At 57.7% G+C, this 21779-nt stretch carries 18 protein-coding genes, 1 pseudogene and 1 riboswitch; of the genes and pseudogenes, 8 read left to right on the top strand and 11 right to left on the bottom strand.

What is annotated here, in order from left to right; all coding sequences use genetic code 11:
• Nucleotide 1: 1 nt before the first annotated feature.
• The 4 genes from DEU53_RS11445 to DEU53_RS11430 form a co-directional block, all read right to left on the bottom strand.
• Nucleotides 2-700 carry a hypothetical protein gene (locus DEU53_RS11445; RefSeq protein ID WP_110867139.1) on the bottom strand — a complete coding sequence of 233 codons (699 nt, stop codon included), beginning with the start codon at nt 698-700 and terminating at the stop codon, nt 2-4.
• Nucleotides 701-981: 281 nt separating this feature from the next.
• Nucleotides 982-1749: an SDR family oxidoreductase gene (locus DEU53_RS11440; RefSeq protein ID WP_110867138.1), complete on the bottom strand. Its 768-nt coding sequence runs from the start codon at nt 1747-1749 to the stop codon at nt 982-984.
• 113 nt (nt 1750-1862) lie between these two features.
• Nucleotides 1863-3311: an acyl-CoA reductase gene (locus DEU53_RS11435; RefSeq protein ID WP_110867137.1), complete on the bottom strand. Its 1449-nt coding sequence runs from the start codon at nt 3309-3311 to the stop codon at nt 1863-1865.
• Entirely contained in the window at nt 3308-4390 is a 1083-nt protein-coding gene (locus tag DEU53_RS11430) for a long-chain fatty acid--CoA ligase (protein WP_110867136.1), read from the bottom strand. The genes DEU53_RS11435 and DEU53_RS11430 overlap by 4 nt, the downstream gene beginning before the upstream one ends.
• A gap of 101 nt (nt 4391-4491) precedes the next feature.
• Nucleotides 4492-4619, bottom strand: a riboswitch (TPP riboswitch).
• Nucleotides 4620-4742: 123 nt separating this feature from the next.
• On the opposite strand from DEU53_RS11430, the gene DEU53_RS11425 reads away from it, so the two are divergent.
• Entirely contained in the window at nt 4743-5009 is a 267-nt protein-coding gene (locus tag DEU53_RS11425; protein ID WP_008110643.1) for a DksA/TraR family C4-type zinc finger protein, read from the top strand.
• Nucleotides 5010-5586: 577 nt separating this feature from the next.
• On the opposite strand, the gene DEU53_RS11415 is transcribed toward DEU53_RS11425, so the two are convergent.
• The 6 genes from DEU53_RS11415 to DEU53_RS11390 are packed head-to-tail and all read right to left on the bottom strand — an operon-like array spanning nt 5587 to nt 13137.
• Nucleotides 5587-6813: a M20 family metallopeptidase gene (locus DEU53_RS11415; RefSeq protein ID WP_110867135.1), complete on the bottom strand. Its 1227-nt coding sequence runs from the start codon at nt 6811-6813 to the stop codon at nt 5587-5589.
• A 10-nt stretch (nt 6814-6823) separates the two neighbouring features.
• Complete coding sequence (locus DEU53_RS11410; RefSeq protein WP_110867134.1) at nt 6824-8461, bottom strand: ABC transporter ATP-binding protein; 1638 nt, start codon at nt 8459-8461, stop codon at nt 6824-6826.
• Nucleotides 8461-9288 (bottom strand): ABC transporter permease, encoded by an 828-nt coding sequence (locus tag DEU53_RS11405; RefSeq protein ID WP_101761269.1) that lies wholly within the window; start codon nt 9286-9288, stop codon nt 8461-8463. The genes DEU53_RS11410 and DEU53_RS11405 overlap by 1 nt, the downstream gene beginning before the upstream one ends.
• The gene (locus DEU53_RS11400) at nt 9281-10228 is read right to left on the bottom strand and encodes an ABC transporter permease (protein WP_110867133.1); all 948 of its coding nucleotides are present in this window, start codon (nt 10226-10228) and stop codon (nt 9281-9283) included. The genes DEU53_RS11405 and DEU53_RS11400 overlap by 8 nt, the downstream gene beginning before the upstream one ends.
• Nucleotides 10229-10237: 9 nt before the next feature.
• On the bottom strand, nt 10238-11836 hold the full coding sequence (locus DEU53_RS11395) for an ABC transporter substrate-binding protein (protein ID WP_110867132.1): 1599 nt from the start codon (nt 11834-11836) through the stop codon (nt 10238-10240).
• A 20-nt stretch (nt 11837-11856) separates the two neighbouring features.
• A complete protein-coding gene (locus tag DEU53_RS11390) occupies nt 11857-13137 on the bottom strand; it encodes a M20 family metallopeptidase (RefSeq protein ID WP_110867131.1) in 1281 nt (426 codons plus the stop codon).
• Nucleotides 13138-13216: 79 nt separating this feature from the next.
• On the opposite strand from DEU53_RS11390, the gene DEU53_RS11385 reads away from it, so the two are divergent.
• From DEU53_RS11385 to DEU53_RS11375, 3 genes are all read left to right on the top strand, one after another.
• On the top strand, nt 13217-13987 hold the full coding sequence (locus DEU53_RS11385) for a GntR family transcriptional regulator (protein ID WP_110867130.1): 771 nt from the start codon (nt 13217-13219) through the stop codon (nt 13985-13987).
• Between the two features lie 130 nt (nt 13988-14117).
• Nucleotides 14118-14351 (top strand): YgdI/YgdR family lipoprotein, encoded by a 234-nt coding sequence (locus tag DEU53_RS11380; protein ID WP_007885913.1) that lies wholly within the window; start codon nt 14118-14120, stop codon nt 14349-14351.
• 27 nt (nt 14352-14378) lie between these two features.
• Nucleotides 14379-14606, top strand: a complete 228-nt coding sequence (locus tag DEU53_RS11375) for a YgdI/YgdR family lipoprotein (protein WP_101761264.1) — start codon at nt 14379-14381, stop codon at nt 14604-14606.
• Nucleotides 14607-14680: 74 nt separating this feature from the next.
• On the opposite strand, the gene DEU53_RS11370 is transcribed toward DEU53_RS11375, so the two are convergent.
• Nucleotides 14681-15466, bottom strand: coding sequence for a MipA/OmpV family protein (locus tag DEU53_RS11370; protein WP_110867129.1), 786 nt, complete (start codon nt 15464-15466; stop codon nt 14681-14683).
• Nucleotides 15467-15590: 124 nt separating this feature from the next.
• Here DEU53_RS11370 and DEU53_RS11365 point away from each other — a divergent pair, with 124 nt between their 5' ends.
• The 4 genes and pseudogenes from DEU53_RS11365 (at nt 15591) to DEU53_RS11350 (ending at nt 21763) form a co-directional block, all read left to right on the top strand.
• Entirely contained in the window at nt 15591-16286 is a 696-nt protein-coding gene (locus DEU53_RS11365; protein ID WP_101761262.1) for a response regulator transcription factor, read from the top strand.
• The gene (locus tag DEU53_RS11360) at nt 16283-17467 is read left to right on the top strand and encodes a cell wall metabolism sensor histidine kinase WalK (protein ID WP_110867128.1); all 1185 of its coding nucleotides are present in this window, start codon (nt 16283-16285) and stop codon (nt 17465-17467) included. Before DEU53_RS11365 ends, DEU53_RS11360 begins: the two co-directional genes overlap by 4 nt.
• An 89-nt stretch (nt 17468-17556) precedes the next feature.
• Nucleotides 17557-18702 carry an efflux RND transporter periplasmic adaptor subunit gene (locus DEU53_RS11355; protein ID WP_110867127.1) on the top strand — a complete coding sequence of 382 codons (1146 nt, stop codon included), beginning with the start codon at nt 17557-17559 and terminating at the stop codon, nt 18700-18702.
• Nucleotides 18699-21763: pseudogene (locus DEU53_RS11350) on the top strand (efflux RND transporter permease subunit). The gene DEU53_RS11355 and the pseudogene DEU53_RS11350 overlap by 4 nt, the downstream one beginning before the upstream one ends.
• Nucleotides 21764-21779 lie beyond the last annotated feature (16 nt).

Here is a 21779-nt window from a genome sequence, read left to right as displayed (position 1 = left end):
TTCATGTTTTCCCCATCAATTTCATTAAAACTGCAGCGATCTCATAATCTGATAGCCATTCGTTTTTAAGTGCGCCTGCACGTATTAGTGAAGTTTCAACAAGGAAATACATCATTTCGAGCTCACGAACATATAATGCGTGATAATAAGGCGGATGCATTAACTGCAGGCGCTTCGCGCTGTCTGCTGCATTCTGAACTACACCATATATTCCCAAGCCACCGGCCATAACCCCAACGACTTGTCCAATGTTCCTTCCAATAGGTAGAGTAATGTTAAGTCCCGCTACAACCGCAAGTGTTGCGCCCAGACTAAACGAAGATGAAGTGAGTGTACTTGCAGCGATATGGATGTTAGCCCGCATTAGATGCATTTTTATTACTTCAAGCTGCCGGAAATTTCTGTTTTGCAGTTGATAATCTAAGTATGTTTTTAGCAGTGAGAAAACAATATTTCGCTCTTTTACTAACTGCGCTACCCCCATCAGGAATCGACTATCCTCAAGCGCCTGTTTTTTACAAACATCATAATACTCATCAGTAAAACACGATGCATAAAATGAAAGCCGGGTCGCCCCTTTATTAATCTTACTGACCTGATCGGAAACTGCATCAATAACGCCGGAAACGGCGTTGTCGAGCTTTTCTGCCAGAATCCTTTGCGCCTGAAGCTGCTTTATGACCGCATCACTGTGATACATGTATATCCCTGAAATTTCCTCCGTTAACCACGAAAACTATAGGGTAATGGTATAACTCAGGGAAGCTGAAATTTAGCCAGACGTGATCCTTATTCATAAAATAAGGATGTATAAATTCTCACTTAATTGTGTGTTTTACTCATTTCAGTAAAGAAAATACTGAGAGGCGATAGCGTGTGAAATATCTATTATTTAATCCGTGATTGCGTAGAGATGTATATCATTCGTCTTAAGCTTATTAATGCGGAACGGTCGCCATGAATTAATGGCGACCGTACGGATCAATTCATCACTAATCCGCCATCGACGCACAACGTTTGCCCGGTGACAAATTCGCTCCAGTCGGAGGCGAGAAACAGCACCGGGCCGGTGACATCTTCCGGTCGCGCGATGCGCCGCAGCGGAGTTTGCGCGGTAAGAGAATCGCGCACCGCTTTGCGCGTTGCCTGGCTGGCATCGGTGGGATACACCAGGCCGGGCGCCACGCAGTTTACGCGGATCCCCAGCGGGCCCAGCTCCATCGCCAGCGTGCGGCTAAAGCCGGTCAATGCCGCTTTGGCGGTGATGTAATCGTGGTAAGGCACCGAAGGACGCGCCACCAGATCGCTGGTGAGATTAACGATGCTGCCGCGCACGCGCGCACGCATCAAAGGCAGCGCCGCCTGGCAAACGTTATAGGCGGCTTTTACCGCGCCATCGAACTGCGACTGATAGCCTGACCACGACGTTTCCCAGAAACGTGAACGATTTTCAGTGTCGAAAACGTAGGGTGCGAAAGCGTTGTTGATTACCGCATCGAGGCGGCCGGTGGCGTTGACGATCTGCTCCATCATGGCGTTGACCTGCTGCTCACAGATGACGTCTGCGGCAATCGCCAGCGCGTCGCCGCCCAATGCGCGACACTCCTCAACCACGCCCGCAGCGGCAGCTTCATTGCGCAGATAGTTCACCACCACAAACGCGCCTTCTGCGGCGAAGGCTTTAGCGATCGCCGCACCAATGCCGCGACTTGCGCCGGTCACCAGAACTGTTTGATTGGAGAATTTCATTTTAGCTCCAGGTTGATATGGTCACGCAAAATCTGCAGCGGCGCGATTTATCGCGCACAGCTGATTGATGCGCTATAAATTAGCCGCTACGGTATGTGCGATCTGTTATCGCGTCACTCCGCATACGGTGCGTAACGCTCGGCGGTCGCTTCTGCGCCCTGCTCGATCTCCGTGATGGTCACCAGATCGAGCAAACTAAAACGTCCATCGTGATGCCAGCCCGCTTCCGGCGAGGTCATATTGCCGAACGCCGCGATGCGCGTAACGCCCACTTGCCCGAGCAGAGCCGAAATGCCGAACAACGCCTGCGGCGCGGCCGCCACGCCTGCGGTTTGCAGAAAATGCCGCTGCGGCGCCACCAAATCGACCACTTCCTCCAGCGCATCCACGCACACCACTTTCAACGTACGGCCCAATGCCGCCGGCGATAAAGGCTCCGCATGATCAACGCTCACCACTGCCCAATCGTCTGCCGCCTCGCCGTAAAGCGTACGATCGCCGCCCAGCGCGCGAATCTCCTCGCCATTACGCCACGCGGCAATGCTGTTGATCTCTTCGCTCGCCAGCGGACGGCGCGGATGTTTGTGCGCCAGCGCGGCGAGTTCATGGGCGATATAGCTGGCGAACTCATCCGGCGACACCTTGCCGCCGCGCTCGACAAACAGCATTTGCGGCGAGTAACAACCGGCCTGGTCGTAACGCATCACGTCATACGCCACACGACGCGCCAGCTCCGCGCCCTGTCTTGCATTCAGCGCCGAACGCGCCACTATTCCGAAGCTGATTTTGTGGCCGTGCGGCAGAAAGCGCGTGGTAACCGGCAAACGCTGTTGGATCGCCGCCAGCGTTGAATTTCCGCCATAAGCCACCAGCGCATCGGGCTGACGCAGCCACGTTAGTTCGGTTTGCGCATCGCCGCCTTTCCACCACACCACCGCGATACATTCGCCCAGTTTAGGATCGATCTGCGCCAGCAACTGCGCGAACCAGCTTGCCATCAGCGGCTCATTGCCTGGCAGTTTACCGATGGTGCCCGCCTTAACCAGCAGACCGCAAATCAAACTCCACAGCGGTAAGCCCGGCACGTTGCCCGCCCAGATATGCATTAACAATTGCGGGCCAAATGCGCGCGCAAAGCCGCCTTTGGGGCGCGGCTGGAAATCGTCGAGCATCTGCGCATCGGCGAAATCCTCCGCCAGAAAGCGCTTCAGCTGCGGTTGACGAAAGGTTTTCAGATAGCCGGTAAGGCCAAGCCGCACCATCTCGGCATCGTAACCGGTGACGATGGGCAGCAGCTTTTCGGCCTTGATGCGCAGTGGATGATGACGATCGAGCAGTCGCGCCACCGCTTCATCAATGATGCCCATGATCTGCGCCACGCTCAGCTGCTGGAGATAAGCGCGGGCGTTGGTGCGGATGCGCGCTGCGAGCGCCTTTATCTGCGCGTCATCAAGTTGCGGAACGCAAACCTCGAGGCTTTCGCCACGATGATTGAAACTCAGCGTGTGCCAATGCACTTCGTCAGCGGAGAGGCCCGGCAGATGTCCGGCAATTTCTTTCACGACTGTGCCTGCGCGCTGGCGAGAAACGCTTCCATGGTCAGCGAACAGCCTCTGGCGTCAGCGCCGGTCGCGCGTCCCAGCAGATGGAATCCACCGGGCACCATCACGCCTGCATCTTCCGTTAACAAAGCGGACACCGAGTTGAAATGCGCCAGATCGTGATGCGCCAGCACGCCAACTTCGCCGTCCGGCACATCATCACCGGTAAGCGGATTGACCACGCGCGTGCGGATCCAGTGCGGCCCGGATTTCACCGGCGGGCAGCGCTCATTGCCCGCGTCGTAAAACTGCGTGCTGATTTCCGTCATGCCGTACATGTTGATGCAGTGGGAACGCGGAATGCCGAAGGCATGAGAGAGCGAAGCGTAGAATTCTTCCGCGCCCATCTCGCGCGACTGGCCTTTGAAACCGCCGGTATCAAGAATGCGACTGCCTGCCGGCAGCGCGAAGCGGCGTTTTTGGCGCTGCATGTCATCCAGCAGAGGCACAAAGCTGTAACTGGCGCCCAGCAACGCGTAGGGTTCGCCGCCCGCTTCGGCCTGTTCCAGCGCAGTGAACAGACGACTGGTTTCGAGGCCATGTTCGCCCACCATTACTTCGCTGTTTGGCGTGCCACACTCCTTCATTGCCAGGTCAAGATAGGTCGCCAGCGAGGAGTTCGGCATCGCCACGGTATCCGGGAACAAAATGCCCATACGGATGCGTTCGCGGCCCGCCATAAAGCGACGGCGGAAGTTTAGCAGCATCGATTTTTTCCACACCTCCAGCGTCGGATGGTAACTGCGCCCTTTTACCGTGCCGGTGGTGCCGCTGGTCATGAAGATTTCGGCAATTTGTTCGGTGGGACGGCAGCTGAGCGTCAGATCTTTGAAGGCATTAATCGGGATGGCGGGAATGTTGCGCCAGTTTTTCACCGTCAGCGGCGTGCGTCCGCGCTGGGTGGCGAAGCGTCGATAAGGGGAATTGTGTGCGAACTGATAAGCGAAGATTTCGAGGGCCAGCTGGTTGAAATCGTCGTCTGAGCTATCTTCGCGCTGCAGAAATGTCAGCAGAGCCTGGATGATGTGTATTTCGTTCATGTGCGTCGCCACCTTTGCGATTGCGCAGAGACTCTCAGGCAACGCCTGAAGAGCGCGAACTGTCCGCTACAAAGCACAAAGAGGGAATCAGGGCGCAATATCGCCCTGCGGTTCCGCATCCCTACGCCGGTATTAGCCGGATCAGGTTCGGAGGGTCACTACGTTGCCCGCGCATACACGCCAGCCGGTAGAATCTCAGCCCCTTAACAGAGCACCCCTTGGAACAAGCCGCAGTCTAGGATGGCGCGCGATGATGTGTCAACCATGTTAAATACGCGTGAAAATTTGAGCTGCCCGGCACAAATCACGTCATGTCTTATACTCAGAGCATGAGTATTTGCGGAGGTGAAGTATGGCTGGCGGTTGGTCAGAAGACGGTGCGGTACACAAACAAATTGATGCCACGGTAGATGATGCGGTGGCCCGCGCTCGTGAAAATCTTGGGCACGGTGAAAGTGCTGAATTTTGCGACGAGTGCGGCGAACCGATCCCGGAAGCGCGTCGCGCGGCACTGGCTGGCGTGCGTTACTGCGTGAATTGCCAGAGCAAGATCGATAAAAAACAGGCGGCGATCAGCGGTTATAACCGCCGTGGAAGTAAGGATAGTCAGTTGCGGTAGTTATTTAAATTAATGATTCACTAACACCGGAATGCGCACCTGAATACACAGGCAATTCATTGCTACGTGGTATTGCAGGTGAATGCTTAATCAATCAGTTAAACGTCTGCGTCATGCTAAATCCGATTAGCTCTCAAATTAATAACCGCACATACCGTAGCGTCGCGATGTATCGCGTAATGCTTGTCAGTTAAGCAAGCATTTTGCTTTTAATCTGGTGCGGGCGCTGCCACATCTGCTGCGGCAAATGAGCCCTTTTTAGCAGCACTCACTGAAGCTTCCGAGCAGGCCGGGGACGCTTTTGGACCGGCAATCCGCAGCGCTGAACGAAGCGAGGATGCCAGGAGAGCCCGCAGGACGCGGGCGAAAGGCGGAGACGGGACAATGAAGTCCCGTCTCCGCCGGTCCGTCAGGCAAACGAGCGAAGTGAAGGTACCGCTCTAGCGGCGCGAGGACCGCCGGACCAAAAGTGGCCCCGGCCTGCGCACTCGTCGTTGGCTTAACTTACAAGCATTACGCGATGTATCGCGCGTTTCCATAGCGGCAGCACGCAGACGCATAAGCGCTTAAACCTGCATTACGCGGCCTCAACCGGCTGGCAAATCTCCAGAATGGCCAGCAGATAGATGCGCACCATATCGAGGAATTCACTGATTTCTACGCGCTCATCCGGCATGGTGTTGTATTTGCCGCCTGGCCCACAGACGATCCCTTCCATGCCCGCATGCTGATAGAGATGTGCCGCATCGGTGCCGAAGAACGCCGGAGGCGTGATCACGCCGGTGGGCTGTTCGGTGCCGCGCACGGTTTTCCAGCCGCGATTCACCGCTTTGACGATGGCGGATTCCGGTGACACTTCGAACGGTAACATGGTGGGTTTATCACGGATGCCATCATCATAAAGTTCAGCTTTCAGGCCCGGATAGCGTTGGCATAAGGTGTTCAGCAGCGCCTGCAGATCGGCGAGCACACCTTCCACCGTTTGTCCTGGCGCGAAACGTGCCGAGCCTTTTAAGCGCACAAAGTCAGCCACCTGCGGCGGTCGCCACTCTTCCAGATCGCGGCCTAACGCGCCATGCACGGTACCGATATGACCACGATTAATCTTGCGATGCTCAGCGGTTTTCGCGCCGCTAAAGGTCATGCCGTTAATCTGCGGGATCAGCTCGACGGCGGCGCTGATCGCATCCACCGCTTCTTCACGTTTTGACAGATGCCGCGTATCGCCAGTGAGCTCAATAGTAAACATCAGCGAACCGGCGTGCATGGTCAGCGCTTGCAGATCGGTGGGTTCGGCATTGATGAAGTAGTCGGCGCGCACACCTTGCTCAATCGCCGCCAGCGTACCAATGCCGCCCTGCAACTCGCCCACCACGTAGGTCAGAATCACATCGCCTTTCAGCTTCACACCAGCATCAATCAGCGTTTTCAACGCGCAAAAATAGGCAGCATCACCCGCTTTCATGTTCGAAACGCCGATACCGTAGATAAACTGTTCGTCGATTTTTCCTTCCCAGGGATCGACAGTCCAGCCTTCGGTGACTGGATTGGTATCCAGATGTCCGTTGAACAGCAGGCTTTTGCCGCCGCCGCTGCCTGCCAATCGTCCGATGGCATTCAGCCTGTCGCCGGGCACGTTCTGCAGTTCGGTTTCCAGGCCCAGCTGCGCCATCTGCGCGGCCATGTATTTCGCCAATTCACGCTCGCCATCGGTGGCGCTGTAGCTTTTGTGCTGCACCATTTTCGCCAGGAATGAGAGGCAAAAATCGCGATCGATATGATGAATCAACTGTTCAGGCTTCATGTTTCTCTCGTCATGCAACGGACTTGGATAAGTCGGGAATATGCACCGCATCAAGCAGTGCACGGGTATAAGGATGTTGCGCCAGCGCCGTCATGTTGTCGCCGGGCAGCACTTCCACCACGTCACCGCGATACATCACGGCGACACGATGGGCGATTTGGCGAATCAGGTTGAGATCGTGGGTAATAAACAGATACGCGGTGCCGTAGCGGCGGCGCAGTTCCAGCAGCAGCTCGATAATGGTGGCCTGCACCGAGACGTCGAGCGCGGCGGTGATCTCGTCACAAATCACCAAATCCGGCGGATTGGCAAACGCACGGGCGATAGCAACGCGCTGCTTCTGCCCGCCGGACAGGGCATGCGGATAACGCTGCGCAAACTCCGCCGGCAAACGCACTTCCTGCAGCAGGCGCGCGACCGCCTGCGCTTCGGTTTCACCTGCGGGTACACCATACAACCGCAGTGGCCGTGCGATGATTTCGCCAATGGTCATGCGCGGATTCAGCGAGGCATCTGGATGCTGGAAAATCATCTGCACGCGGCGGCGATACTCTTTATCCATTTGCGCCCGGCCATGCAGCGCGTAGCCACAAAAGTCGAGCTCGCCGCTGAACGGCACCAGGCCGGTAATGGCTTTACCGAGCGAGGATTTGCCGGAACCCGATTCACCAACCACGCCGAGAATTTCTCCCTGATGAACGGTGAGCGCAACCGCATTGGCGGCGCGCGTGGTATTGGCTTCACGCTTCAGCAGACGATCAAGAAGACCTTGTTTGCCGTAGTCGATGGTCAGCTGCTTTAGGCCGAGTAACGGTTGGTTGCCGGGCGCGTCCTGCACCAGCCGGTGCTGCGGATTGGGTACCGCCTCAATCAGCTTGCGCGTATAGGCGTTTTGCGGCGCGCTAAACAGGCTGCGCGTGTCGGCCTGTTCGACAATGCGTCCCTGTTCCAGCACACAGACGCGATTGGCCACTTTGGCCACCAACGCCAGATCGTGCGAGATGTAGAGCGACGCAACGCCGGTCTCTTCGCGCAAACGCTCGTACAGATCGAGGATTTGCGCCGAACTGATCACATCCAGCGCGGTGGTTGGCTCATCAAAAATCATGCAGTCCGGCTGGCAGGCAAACGCGGTGGCGATCAGGATGCGCTGCTTCTCGCCACCCGACACCTGATGCGGATAGCGGCGCATCATGCGCGCCGGATTTTTAAGTTCAACGTCACGCAGCAGCGATTCGCCCATCTCCTGCGCTTCACGCGCCGATAAACCGCGATGGCGGCGTAACACTTCGGTGACCTGCTCACCTAATGTCAGCGTGGGATTGAGCGAGGCGCTGGGATCCTGAAAAATCATGCCGAGTTTGGCACCGCGCAGCGCTGTCAGTTTGGCCGCGGGTAAAGTCAGCAAGCTCTCGCCGTTGAGACGAATATCGCCCTGCAACTCGCGCGCATTGCCCGCCAGCCAGCGCATGATCGCCCAGCCGAGCGTGGTTTTGCCGGAACCCGATTCGCCCACCAGCCCCATCACTTCGCCGGGCATCACCTGCAGGTTGATGTCACGCAGTACCGGTAGCGCATGTCCTTTGGCTATCGCGTAATCGAGGCTGTAATTTTCCAGCGACAGCACCGGTGTCAGCTTGTCACTCATCAGTGGCTCCTTGGGTTGAGCACATCACGCAGCCCGTCACCCAGTAAATTAAAACCAATGGCGACCAGCGCGATGGCGAGGCCCGGAATCATCATCATCCACGGCGCATTAAAGAAGTAAGCGCGCGCTTCGGAGACCATCAATCCCCATTCTGGCTCTGGCGGCTGCGCGCCCAACCCCAGAAAACTCAGGGTGGCAAACAGCATGATGGCGAAGGCAACGCGAATGGTGGCTTCCACGATGATCGGCGCCAGAATATTCGGCAGCATTTCTCGCAGAATGATGTAGTGCCCGGCTTCGCCGCGCGCGATGGCGGCGTTGATGTAATCCTGCTGGCGGGCGGCCAATGCCACGCTGCGCGAGATGCGCACCATGCCCGGCACAAAGGCGATAGTGATCGCCAGCACCGCGTTCATGCTGCTCTGCCCAAGCGTGCTGACAATCAGCAACGCAAACAGCAGGCTGGGAATCGCCATCACCGCATCCATGGTGCGCATCATGAACTCATCAAATTTGCCGCCCAGATAGGCGCTGGCGGTACCGAGCACCGAACCGATTACCATCGCCAGCGCGGTCGCCAGTAGCGACAGTAGAATGGTTGAGCGTGCGCCCACCAGCACGCGGCTGAAGATGTCGCGGCCCATCTGATCGGTACCAAACCAGTGTTCCGCGCTGGGCGGCTTATAGCGCGTCAGGATGGAGATCGATTCAGGATCAAAAGGCGCGACGTGCGCACCGCCCACCACCATCAGCAGCGCCAGCAAGATAATCAGCACGCCAGCGGCACCCTGCGGTGAACGCAGCAAACGTTTCAACATATCAGGCATAGGAGATCCGCTTATCGAGAGTGACATAGGCCAAATCAGCCAGGAAGTTCACCACTGAATAGGTCGCGGCGAGAATCATCACGCCAGCCTGAATGGTGGGCAGATCGCGCGCCTGCACGGCGACAATCAGTTCGCGGCCAATGCCGGGAATGGCGAAGATCTCCTCCACCACCACAATGCCGCCCAGCAGGTAACCAACATCCAGCGCCACAATGGTGATGGTCGGCAACAAGCCGTTACGCAGCGCATGTCGCCAGAGAATGCGGCGACGCGATAAGCCTTTCAACCACGCGGCGCGGATGTAATCGGTATGCAACACATCAACCATTTCTGAGCGCACCATGCGCGAGACGTGCGCCACCAGAATCAGCGCCACGGTCACCGAAGGTAGAATCAGGTGCTGGATCCCGCTGACGACGTTCTCACTGAGCGGCACATAGCCGGTGGCGGGCAAAATCTGCCAGACATCAGCAAACAGCAGCAGCACCAGCGTGGCGGTGACGAACTCCGGGAAGGAGATGCCGATATAGGAGATGACACTCACCAGCACATCGGCGGTTTTGCCACGGCGCACCGCCGCCCAGATGCCGAGGGGAATCGCGATGATCAGCATCAGAATTAAGGCGCACACCGCCAGCAGCAGCGAGCGTGATAATGCCGTCAGCAGCGTCGGCGCCACTTCAAGACCATTGCGCATCGATACGCCAAAGTTGCCCTGCAGCGCCTGCGTCAGCCAATGCCAATATTGCTGCCATGCTGGGGCATCCAGCCCCAGACGTTCACGCACCGCCGCTAGCGCTTCCGGCGTGGCGTTTTGTCCCAGCAAGGTGACAGCCGCATCGGCCGGTAGCAGTTGCGTGATGCCAAAAACCAGCAGCGACACCACTAACAAGGTGTAAACCATCAGCAGAAGGCGTTTGAGCAGATAACTTGCTGTCACGTTCGCTCCTTACGCTGCGCGCTTCGGCGCTTTGTCGGTTAACCAGACATGGTCAAGACGGAATACCGCACCGCGCGGATGCAGATGATATCCGCCGACATAATCGCGGCTGGCGGCGAGCAGATCGAAGAAGGTCGGGATCACCGATGGCACTTCGTCATGCATCAGCTGCTGCGCTTTGCCATACAGCGTGGTGCGCTGTGCTTCATCACGGGTTTCACGCGCCGCACTTACCGCTTTATCAAACTCCGCGTTGTTCCAGCGCGTTTCATTCCACGATGCGGTTGAGGTGTAGAGCAGCGAGAACACCGCGTCTGGCGTCGGCTGCATGTTGTAGAAGCCAACGTAGAAGTTGCCCTTCTTCCACACCTGATCGAGATAGGTGCTGTGCGCCATGGTCTGCACGTTGATGCGGAAACCGCCCTGTTTCGCCATCTCGCGCAGGGCGATGCCCAGCTGCGTGCGGGTGGCCGGTTTGTCGGAGGCGATAAGTGTTAAATCGATCCCGTTGGGATAACCGGCCTCCGCCAGCAGCGCTTTGGCTTTGCTGTAATCCACCGCTTTTTTCGCCAGGTTGGCGAAGAACGGATACGCGCCGTTAATCGGCGTGTCGTTGCCCGGTGAACCCAGGCTATCCGCCACGAAATCCACCGACGCCTGACGATCAACGCACAGTGCCAGCGCCTGACGTACCCGCACATCGTTAAACGGTTTTTGGTCGCAGCCCATGTTCACATTGAGGAACTGGCCGGAGGCCACGCGCAGCGGCAGCACGCCGGAAGATTTGGACAGGCGCGCGAACTCGCTCGACTGCGCGCTCAGCATCAGATCGGTGTCACCGGAGATCAGCGCGGAACTCTCCGCGATGCCATCGGGATAGACCATCACTTCTACGCCATCCAGATAGGGACGCGCCGGATCGTAGTAATGCGGATTGCGCTTCACCACAATTTTGCGTTCTGGATCGTAGGAGACCAGTTGGAAAGGGCCGGCACCTAACGAGGCTTTGCTCAGCTTGTCATACTGGCCTTGCGCGATACTGGCGGGGATGATTTTCGCATCCGGATAAGCCAGCATCACCGGCAAATCGGCGTAAGGCGCATCGGTTTCAATCAAAACCGTGTTGGTATCTGGCGCGCTGACGGCGTTAATCGGCCCAATGTTATGCAGTGCTGGCGAGGCATTTTTCGGATCGAGCAGCGCCTGCAGGCTGGCGACCACATCGGCGGAAGTCAGCGCGGAACCGTCGCTGAACTTCAGGTTCGGGCGCAGGGTAAACGTCCACTGTTTAAGATCGGCGCTGGCCTGCCAGGATTGCGCCAAATCGGCTTCGGCTTTCATCTCCTGCGTCAGACGCGTTAAACCGCTGTACAGCAGTTCCGCCACCAGATATTCCGGGTTGACGCGCACCTGATGTGGATTTAACACGCCGACGGCTTGATCAACGCTGATGCGCAGCACACCGCCTTTACGCGCCGTGCCGCCCGGCGTGGCGCTCGCCACCTGTGCGGCATGGGCCGAGAACGACCAGGGCAGCATCGCTGCGCCCGTCAGAGCGGTAGAACTGGCGATAAACTGTCTGCGGTTTAACCCTTTCATTGCGCACATCTTCTCTTCCTCGTGATTAGTTAATTACCCTGGGTTGGCTGAAAATCATCGGCGAGATACGCCAGAATGGACTGCGAAAGTGCGATCATATCTGCCAGCGTGGTGTACTCATCGGCGGCATGAATGCGGTTGTCAGGACGGGCGAGGCCGCCGAGTAAAATCTCCTGAATCCCGGCTTGCTGGACCCAGCCCATATCGGAACTGGTGGACGATCCCCAGGGTTTGAACTCGCTGGGTTGGAAGCCAAAACCCTGACTCAGCGCCGCCTGCCAGCGCGGCCAGTGCGGACCGTCCGGATTAGCGACCGGCGCCAGATGGCCAATCATTTGCAGCGTGACGTCGAGCGCGGTGCTGTCGCGCATCGCACTTTCCACACAGTGCGTCAGCTCCTGCCACACCGCGTCAAAGCGCTCTTCCGGCGCGTAGCGGCGGTTAATCAGCAGCTCAAACCGTTCTGGAATGGTTGATCCTTTGCTGCCGCCCTGCGCAGCGGCCAGCGTTAACAGTGACGTCAACGGTTTGCCGTGATAGTGCGGCGGAGAAGGCATCGCCGAGGTGCGTTGTTCCACCTCGAGCTTCAGCCGATAAAGCGCGTTCATCATTGGCAGCGCCGCTTCAATAGCATTAATGCCGTTAACCGGATCGCCGGAGTGCGCCGAACGTCCGGTGATAATCACTTTGAGATCGATGCTGCCAAAGCAACCGGCCCAGATGCGCGGCACCGCGCCGCCGTTGAAGCTGAGCAGGTGACCGGAGAAAAGCTGTTGTTCCGCCAGATAACGAATGCCGGGATACAAGCCGCCCTCTTCATCGCTACACAGCAGAAATACCGGATTAAAACGCAGCGGGATGACCGCCGCCTGTGCCGCGCGCACTGCCGCCATCGCGGCAACGATGGTGCCTTTCATGTCTGCAGCGCCACGCCCAAACAGCTTGCCATCTGCTGCGGTCAGCGTGAGCGCTGGAAAACGCCAGCCATCGCCGGCGGGCACGGTATCGGTATGGAAATAAAGATTGCAGTTTTCAGCGGCACCAGCATCAAGCGATGCCAGCAAATTGACGCGTTCACCGTACGCGCTGCCGTCCGGTGCCTGCCATAAATGTTCCGGCACGGAGACGCGCGCAAAGTGAAAATCCAGCGGTGCTAACAAGTGCGTCATCAGGTCAGCAAATGCGCCATAACCGTTGCCTGGCGGGAAGCAGGTATCCACCTCCAGCATCTGTTTAAGGTCATCCGTCATTTGCGCGCCGTCATGAGCAATCATCGCTAATGCGTTGTTAAAGCGTGGATTTTGCATCATAGGATTATCGTCTGTTGTATTTCTATATAGTTTATAGATAATGCAATTCAACGACTGAGGTCAATCGGTAATCGGAAACATGCAAAAAAACTATGACGCGAACCACGCTCAACCTTTCGCCAGACTCAGCGAAGGTGAAGGTGCGCCGCTGTATGAAGTGGTCAAGCGCCATATCAGCGAATCGATCCTGCAAGGTGAACTGCCCGCGGGCACGATTTTGCCGAGTGAAAATAGCCTGGCGGCGAAGTTTGGTGTGTCGGTGGGCACCGTGCGCAAAGCGCTGGCGGCGCTGACCACGGAAGGCATGCTGATGCGACGTCGCAAAACCGGGACCGTGGTAACCGGCTGGGCGCCGCTGCACAATCTCAGCCACTTTTTCCAGTATTTTCGCCTGCACGATAAAACCGGCGGATTGCTGCAATCCGATACCCGATTACTGGATTATCAACTGAGTCTTGCCAGCGCCGACGAAGCAGAGAAACTGCAAATTGGTCAGGGCGATGAAGTGATCCGGCTGAAGCGTTTGCGTCGCGTGAAGGGCATCGCCGCGATGCATGAAACGCTGGTGCTGCCTTCGGCGCGTTTGGCCGATTTCCCAGCAGCCGATCAGTTACCGCCGCTGCTTTATCGCTATTTGTTTGAGCGCTACGACCTGCGCGTCGCCGCCGTGCGTGAACAAATTACCGCCACGCTGGCAAATGAAGAGGATGCGGCGCTGCTAGAACTGAGTTTGCCGCACGCCGTGATGGTGATTGATGAAGTGTCGTTTGATCAAAGTGCACTGCCGGTAATTTTGGCGCATCACCGTTTTAGTACCGAACATTTTATGTATGTGAATGAGATCCGCTAAGCGCGCGGCATGAACCGCCATCTGAGTAGGGTTAAACAGCGCAGATGCGCCGGGTTTCTGGCTGTTTCGGGAAAATGTTCTAAGCTATTTAGGTAGTTAAAACTTATTCCACTGAAAGGAACTCATCACGATGAAAAAAACAGTACTGGCAACGGCATTTCTTGGCACTTTTATGGCAATGACATTGACCGCTTGCTCTTCAAATCAGGCGATTAAGACCACCGACGGACGCACGATTGTGACGTCTGGTAAGCCGCAAATCGACAGTGACACGGGCCTTGTTTCTTACAAGGATGCGCAAACCGGTAAAACTGAGCAGATCAATCGCGACAAGATTACCAACATGAGCGAACTGGATAATTAATATCCTTTTAACAGCCTGGAGAGACTAATGAAAAAATCAATTTTGCTTTCTATTACTGCGCTTATTGCCCTGTCCGCTTTAACCGGATGCACGCGTACCTCGTACGCTATCCACACCAATGATGGACGCACCATCGTCACCGATGGCAAACCACAGGATGCTGAAACCGGCCTGCTGGGTTACGTCGATGCCAATGGCGTGAAGCAGCAAATCAATAAAAGTGACGTGAAAGAGATCTCTGAAGTTCCGCATTAATAATCTTTCTCACTCAAGCCGCCCGCTGTTGTGGATTTCCTTACAGCGGTGCGGGCTTAAACGCCATTCAAATCTCAAAACGTATAGGTCACCGCCGCTGTTGCGGTCAGCTGATTCTGCCTGAACACAATGGGACTGTCCGCCGCGTGATCGTCCAGCCACGTGTAGCCCGCACTTAACGCGCCGCCCCAGTGCTGGGTAAACTGATGACTCCATGTCAGGTCGGTTTCCACCCCATAAAATCCCGCTGCTGGTGAGTAAGTCGCATAGCCACTTTTCACGCTTTGACGCGCACTGACGCCGTACCAGGTTTGCATGTAACGCGCATCCCCAAATAGCGCGGACGTCTGCAAGGAAAGGCTATCCTGCTGGCTTTGCAGCGGAATTAACGTTACCGAGGTGCGATAATTCACGCCCTGACTGTCTGTCAGCGGCAGCACGGCTTTCGCTTCGAGGACCAGCCACGGCGAGACCGCCCAACCGGCCGCAATAGCGGTGTTGAGTGTGGCATTGATCGTGCCCATGCCACGCAGCTTGTCAGAACCGTCGCGCCAGTCGGAATCCTTGTCTGCCCTGCCCAGGCCATATCCCAGCGAATGCTCCAGATACAGGCCGCTGTCGCTTTGCAAATCGTAGCCGACCCCCTTTTGCGAATCGACGAAAAAGGCACCTTTTCTGGCCTGCAACATCGGCACCGCTTGCCAGCGTTGCTTGTCCGCGCCGCTGTATGTCGGCGTGGTCTGCGCGCCCACACCAATCATCACGCCATCCTGCGCTGCGCTGTCATCAGCGCGGCTGCTGGTACTGATACTGACCAGTAACAAACAGCCACTGTACAGCGCCTTTTTTCTCGTTATCATCGTGTCACCTCAGTTACCCATCTGTTTTTAGCCCCTTGCCCGGGCGTTGCGTCACGGATTGGAGTATCCCGAAGCATTGTCAATAACGTGCCAGGGATTTATGAAGAAACTGTCAAGGTGAGCCATGAACAACAGACGAGTATTGGTTATTGAGGATGATGCAGACGCGGCAGACGTGCTGGAAGCCTATCTGCTACGTGAAGGATACGCCGTGGAGATTGCCGGCGATGGGCATAGCGGACTTGAGCGCGTTGAGAAGTGGAAACCCGATCTCATTCTGCTCGACATCATGTTGCCCGGCATGAACGGCACCGAGGTGCTGGCTGCCGTGCGACGCCGCGCGGACACGCCGGTGATTATGATTACCGCGATGACCGACACGCCCGACAGAATCGGCGCGCTGCGCTTAGGCGCGGATGACTACGTCGTGAAACCCTATCATCCGGGCGAAGTGGTGGCGCGCGTGCAGGCGGTGCTGCGCCGCAGCCGGGCGGCCGTTGCGGAGGATGAAGTGCTGCGCTGGCAGGCGCTTGAGGTTAATACCGCCGCGATGACTGCAATGGTCGCGCAGCCAGAGCAACAGCCAACACGCGTTGAACTCACGCCAACCGAATTTTCCCTGCTGGTGACCCTGATGCGAGCGCCGGTGCGCGCACTCAGCCGTCACTATCTGATCGAAACCTGTATGCCTGAAAGCGAGGCGCTGGAAAGGGTGATCGACACCCACGTTTACAACCTGCGTAAGAAGCTCGAAAACGCCGGTTTATCCGAGATATTACTCAACGTGCGCGGCGTGGGTTACAGGTTCAGACAGCCATGAAAAAGTCACCTCCTCAAACGCTATGGCGCTGGATCTGCGTGCGTATTTTGACGCTGGCCATCGTCACGGTGATTGCCGTCGCCGGGATTATGTTCCTGCGCTTTGCGCTGCAAAACCTGTGGATCATCCACCATATGCCGCCGGCGATGCGCCAGGAATTTCTGACGCTGCGTGCGCATCCGCAAACCAATCTGCCGCGCTTCCACGAGATCGTTGATGAACGCTGGGGCGTGCGCTACTCCGATCCTTCGGTGGGTGCCGCTGACTGGCTGATGGTGATCATCCTGATTTTCATCATTACGCCGTTTGTTGCCTTCACCGTTCTGCGCAACGCCCGCCCGCTGGCGTTGCAGTTTAGCCACCTGAAAAAAACCGCTGATCGGGTATCCGAAGGGCAGTTTGGTTCCGCCGCCACCATTGTAAAAAGCGCGCCGGCGGAGTTGTTGCACTTCGCACACGACTTTAATCGCATGAGCCAGCAGCTGGCGCTCTACGATCGTGAACTGCGCGCCTCGCACGTGGCGCTGGCACACGAACTCCGTTCGCCGCTGACGGCCGCCATTGGCCGGTTACAAGGTCTGCTGGATGGCGTGTTTCAGCCCGAACCGCAGCAGATGGAGATGATCATGAAACAGCTGCGCCACATGAGCCGACTGATCGATGAGCTCCACCTGCTGTCGCTGGCCGACGCCGGACAACTCAAGTTGGATCTGCATGAGATCAACCCCGGAGAACTGGCGCGGGAGCGCGTGGCCTGGGTGCGACCGCAAGCCGAAGCCAGCGGCATGATCATCAGTGTGGCAGCAGACAGCACGCTCACCTGCCGCGCCGATCCCTTCCGCCTGGGTCAGGTGTTTAGCGTGTTAATTGAAAATGCGTTGCGCTATGGCAAGCCTGCGGGACAGTTGCAAATTATTGCCCGCGCAGTGCCGGGAGGTTGCAGCATCGAATTCAGGGATGATGGCCCCGGCGTGGCGCCTGAATTTCTGCCCGAGATGTTTGAACGTTTCACGCGCGGTGAATCCTCGCGCGCGCGCCACTCAGGCGGCAGCGGGCTGGGCTTGTCGATCGCCCGCGCCATCTGCGCGGCGCATGGCGGCAGGATCAGCGCCAAACTACCCAAAGAGGGCGGCCTCAGCCTGGCGATTTTCCTGCCGGACGTCAGTCCGGCACCGTTTTAAGCGCTCTTGACAGGATCTTGACTCGCCGTACAACGAATCTCGACAGTTCGCCGTTTTAATGGCGCCAAATCCTTGTACGGAGTGGCGCCATGACTGACTCTTTCACCGGCCTGGTCAAACAGGCCGCCGACCATCTTATCGATGCACAACGCCTGATAACGTTACTGCCATTGTTGCCCTGCATGGTGGTCATCGCCTTGTCGCTGACTGCCTGCGGGCCACGCGATCCCTTACCACCCGCGCCTCCCCGACCGGTAAAATTCATCACCGTGAAGCCCGCCCTGCAAGGGCAACAGGTGCAGATGACCGGCGATATTAATGCCCACGACGAAACATCATTGGGTTTCAGGCTGGATGGGCGGATTCTGACGCGCCCTGCCGAAGTGGGCGATCGTGTTGACGCCGGTCAGGTGCTGGCAACGTTAGAGAGCAGCACTACCGCCAATGCGTTACGCAGCGCGATGGCGGACACCGACAGCGCGCGGGCAGCTGAACGCGTTGCGGCGCTGAATCTACATCGTATGAAACAGTTGATGCCTTCCGGTGCGATTGCACGGGCGCAGCTCGACAGCGCGCAATCCGATTGGCAATCCGCTGCGGCGCACCTGCAAAGCAGCGAAGCCGCACTCAACAGCGCGCAGGAAAATCTACGCTGGACGCAGCTGACGGCTCCTTTTAGCGGCGTGATCACCGCCGTCAGCGCCTCTGCCGGACAGGTCGTGAGCACCGGTCAAACGGTGATGTCACTGGCAAGCGGTGCGCGGCGGGATGTGGTTCTGGATGTGCCTTTCCCGGCAGCATTTTCCTCGCTCCCCAGCGATGCCTTTCGCGTAACTCTGCTCTCTTCACCGGCGATCGCCGCGCAGGCGCATCTGCGCGATATCAGCCCGCAGGCCGACCCGCAAACGCGGACCTGGCGGGTTCGATTAACGCTAGACGATCCACCGCCAGCGATGCTGTTGGGCGCCAGCGTCAGCGTGGCACTACCGGAGAGCGATCCCCGCACCTTTATCCTTCCTGCATCCGTGCTGACGCGCCTGGCGGACAAACCGGCGGTGTTTGTGCTGGATGCGCAGCGCGGCAAGGTCACACGCCGCTCGGTGGTGATTTCCCGCTTCACCGCCAGCGAAGTCTATATCGCCAGTGGTCTCACGGCAGGCGAAAGCGTGGTCACGGCAGGCGTCAGCACACTGCGCGATGGCGAAGCGGTTGCGCGGGGAGATGAGCAGCCATGAGTGAACCTTCCGCTCGCGATAAATTCAACCTTTCCGCCTGGGCGCTGGCTCATCAACAGCTGATGGCTTTTCTGATGCTGATGATCCTTGGCGCTGGCGTGCTCAGCTATCAGGCGCTGCCGCGCAACGAAGATCCCGCCTTTACCATCAAAACCGCCGTGGTCTCCGCGCAGTGGCCCGGTGCCGATCTCGACGATACGGTGCAACTGCTGACTGAACCGCTGGAGAAAAAGCTGCAGGAAGTGCCCTATCTGGATTACGTGCAGAGCGAAACGCATCCCGGTAAAACCGTTATCTTTGTCAATCTGCGCGACAGCACGCCGCCCGGCAAAGTGCAGGACATCTGGTATCAGGTACGCAAGAAAATGCAGGATGTCAGCTCCGCGCTGCCTGCGGGCGTTGCGGCACCGGCGGTCAATGATGATTTTGACGATACCTTTGGCACGATTTACGGTTTTACTGCGGAAGGATTTAGCACGCGTGAACTGCGCGATCGCGTTGAGTCGATTCGCGATCGGCTGATGAGCGTACCGGATGTCGGCAAAATTACGTTGCTCGGCGTGCAGGAGCAGCAGATTGTGGCGAGCTTCTCTCCGCGCACGCTCGCGGGAATGGGCCTGAGCCTGCAACAGGTCACCGATGCCTTGCAGGCGCAGAATGCCTTGTCACCCACAGGCGTCATTCGCACCAACAGCGATAACATCGCGCTGCGCGTCAGCGGTGCCTTCAACTCGGAACAGAGCCTGCGCGCCGTGACGCTGCACATCAATGATCGCTACATTCCCCTGACCGATATTGTCACGCTGACGCGTGTGGCGGCGGAACCGCCAACGCCGCTCTATCGCGTCAACGGTAAGCCAGCGATTGGGCTGGCGATCTCCATGGCGCCGACCGGCAATATGCTGGATTTTGGCCACGCGTTAACGGACAAAATGTCGCTGATTGCCAGCCAACTGCCGCACGGAATTGAGGTAACGAAAGTGGCGGATCAGTCGCGGGTGGTCAACGACGCGGTCAGCGGATTTGTGCGGGTGCTCGGTGAAGCCATCTTTATCGTGCTGGCCGTCTCTTTCGTCTCGCTCGGGCTGCGTGCCGGTTTAGTTGTGGCGGCGGCGATTCCTCTGGTGCTGGCGATGACCTTTACCGGCATGATGCTGGCGGACATTGGGCTGCAACGCATTTCCCTTGGCGCGCTGATCATCGCGTTGGGGTTGTTGGTGGATGATGCGATGATCGCGGTGGAGACCATGGTCGCCCGACTCGAAGCCGGTGATTCCCGCTGGCGCGCCGCTACAGTAGCCTTTGAAACCACCGCATTTCCGATGCTCACCGGCACGCTGGTGATGATTGCCGGTTTCATTCCCGTCGGCTTCGCCGCGTCCGGCGCGGGGGAGTATTGCTACTCGCTGTTTGTGGTGGTGCTGATCTCGCTGCTCAGTTCATGGGTCGTTGCGGTGCTGTTCTCTCCGCTGACCGGCTGCTGGATCCTGGCATCAAGGCCAGGTAAATCGCACGCTGAGCCCGGTTGGTTGCTGCGCCTCTATCGCCGTCTGGTTTCACAGGTCTTGCGCCATCGGGGCTTGACGCTCGGCCTGGCGGGCGCATCGCTGCTGCTCGCCATCTGGGGCATGAGCCATCTGCAGGGCGAGTTTTTCCCGGCATCCGATCGCCCGGAGCTGCTGGTCAGCCTCACGCTGCCCGCGAACGCCTCGCAGGCGCGCACCTTAAGCGTGGTAGAACAGCTCGAAGCGAAACTCAGCGGCAACACCAATATCGACCATTTCTCCTCGTATAGCGGCAGCGGCGCCGTGCGTTTTTATCTGCCGATGGACGTGCTGAACGATGATGAAAACATCGCCCAGCTGGTCGTGGTAGCCAAAAATCTGGCGGCTAGAGATCGGTTGAAAGCTGAACTCGATCGCCTGCTGGCACGAGATTTCAGCGATGTGGTGACGCGCGTATCGCCGCTGGAACTGGGGCCGCCGGTTGGCTGGCCGATCCGCTATCGCATTAGCGGGCCGCACTACGAGCGGGTGAAACAGTATGCGGAAAAGCTGGCCAGCATCCTCGGGCAATCCCGCGCAACGCGCAGCGTAAACCTGACAGCGGGCGAGCCGGAACGCGTCATCACCTTTGCGGTGAACCAAACCGCAGCCCGCGCGGCTGGCGTCTCTTCACAGGATATCGCGCAGCTGCTGAACCGCGTGTGGTCCGGTCAAAGCGTGACTACCGTGAGAGATCATAACCGGCTGGTTGATGTGCTGTTGCGCGCCAACGATGCTGACCGGCTGGATTTAACCAGCCTTGCTGCGTTGAAACTGACCACCGCGTCAGGCGCGAAGATTGCCATCGGCCAGGTTGCGACACTGCAGTGGGGATTGCAGGATCCGGTGATGTGGCGTCGCCAGGGTTTTCCCTATGTGGTGGTACAAACTGATGTAGCGGCGGGCATGCAAGCGGAGACCACATCCGCGCAGCTCATCGCAGATGTCCAGCAGCTGCGTGCCGGATTAGCGCCGGGTTACACCCTTGATGAAGAGGGCCGGTTGCCGAATCGGATAAAGGTAACGGCTCAGTGTTTGCCGTTTTGCCGGTGACGTTGTTTGTCATGCTGATTCTGCTGATGGTGCAGCTGCAACGCGTATCGCGCATGTTGCTGGCATTGGCGATGGCGCCTTTTGGACTGCCTGGCATTGTTCTGGCGATGCTGCCCAGCGGCACGCCGATGGGATTTGTCGCCCTGCTCGGTATGATTGCGCTGGCTGGCATGATCATCCGCAACGCGGTGATCCTGATCATGGAAGCCGATAGCAATCTGCGTGCTGGCATGTCGCGCAATGATGCGGTAAGCCTAGCGGCTGAGCATCGTGCCCGCCCGATTCTTCTCACCGCCTGCGCCGCGATTTTAGGTATGATTCCCATCTCACATCAGGTGTTTTGGGGGCCGATGGCCTACGCCATCATTGGTGGATTGCTGGTGGGAACGCTGATGACGCTGACGGTATTGCCCGCTGCGCTCAGTCTGGTGATGCAGCGTGAATCAGCGTCTTCCGCTGAATGAAAAAGGGTTGGCTGGC

It is taken from the genome of Pantoea sp. AG1095, assembly GCF_003208415.1.
In the GTDB taxonomy this organism is placed as follows: Bacteria; Pseudomonadota; Gammaproteobacteria; order Enterobacterales; family Enterobacteriaceae; genus Pantoea; species Pantoea leporis.
Note: the sequence above shows the minus strand (reverse complement) of the source record. Positions and strands in the feature narration are given on the sequence as shown.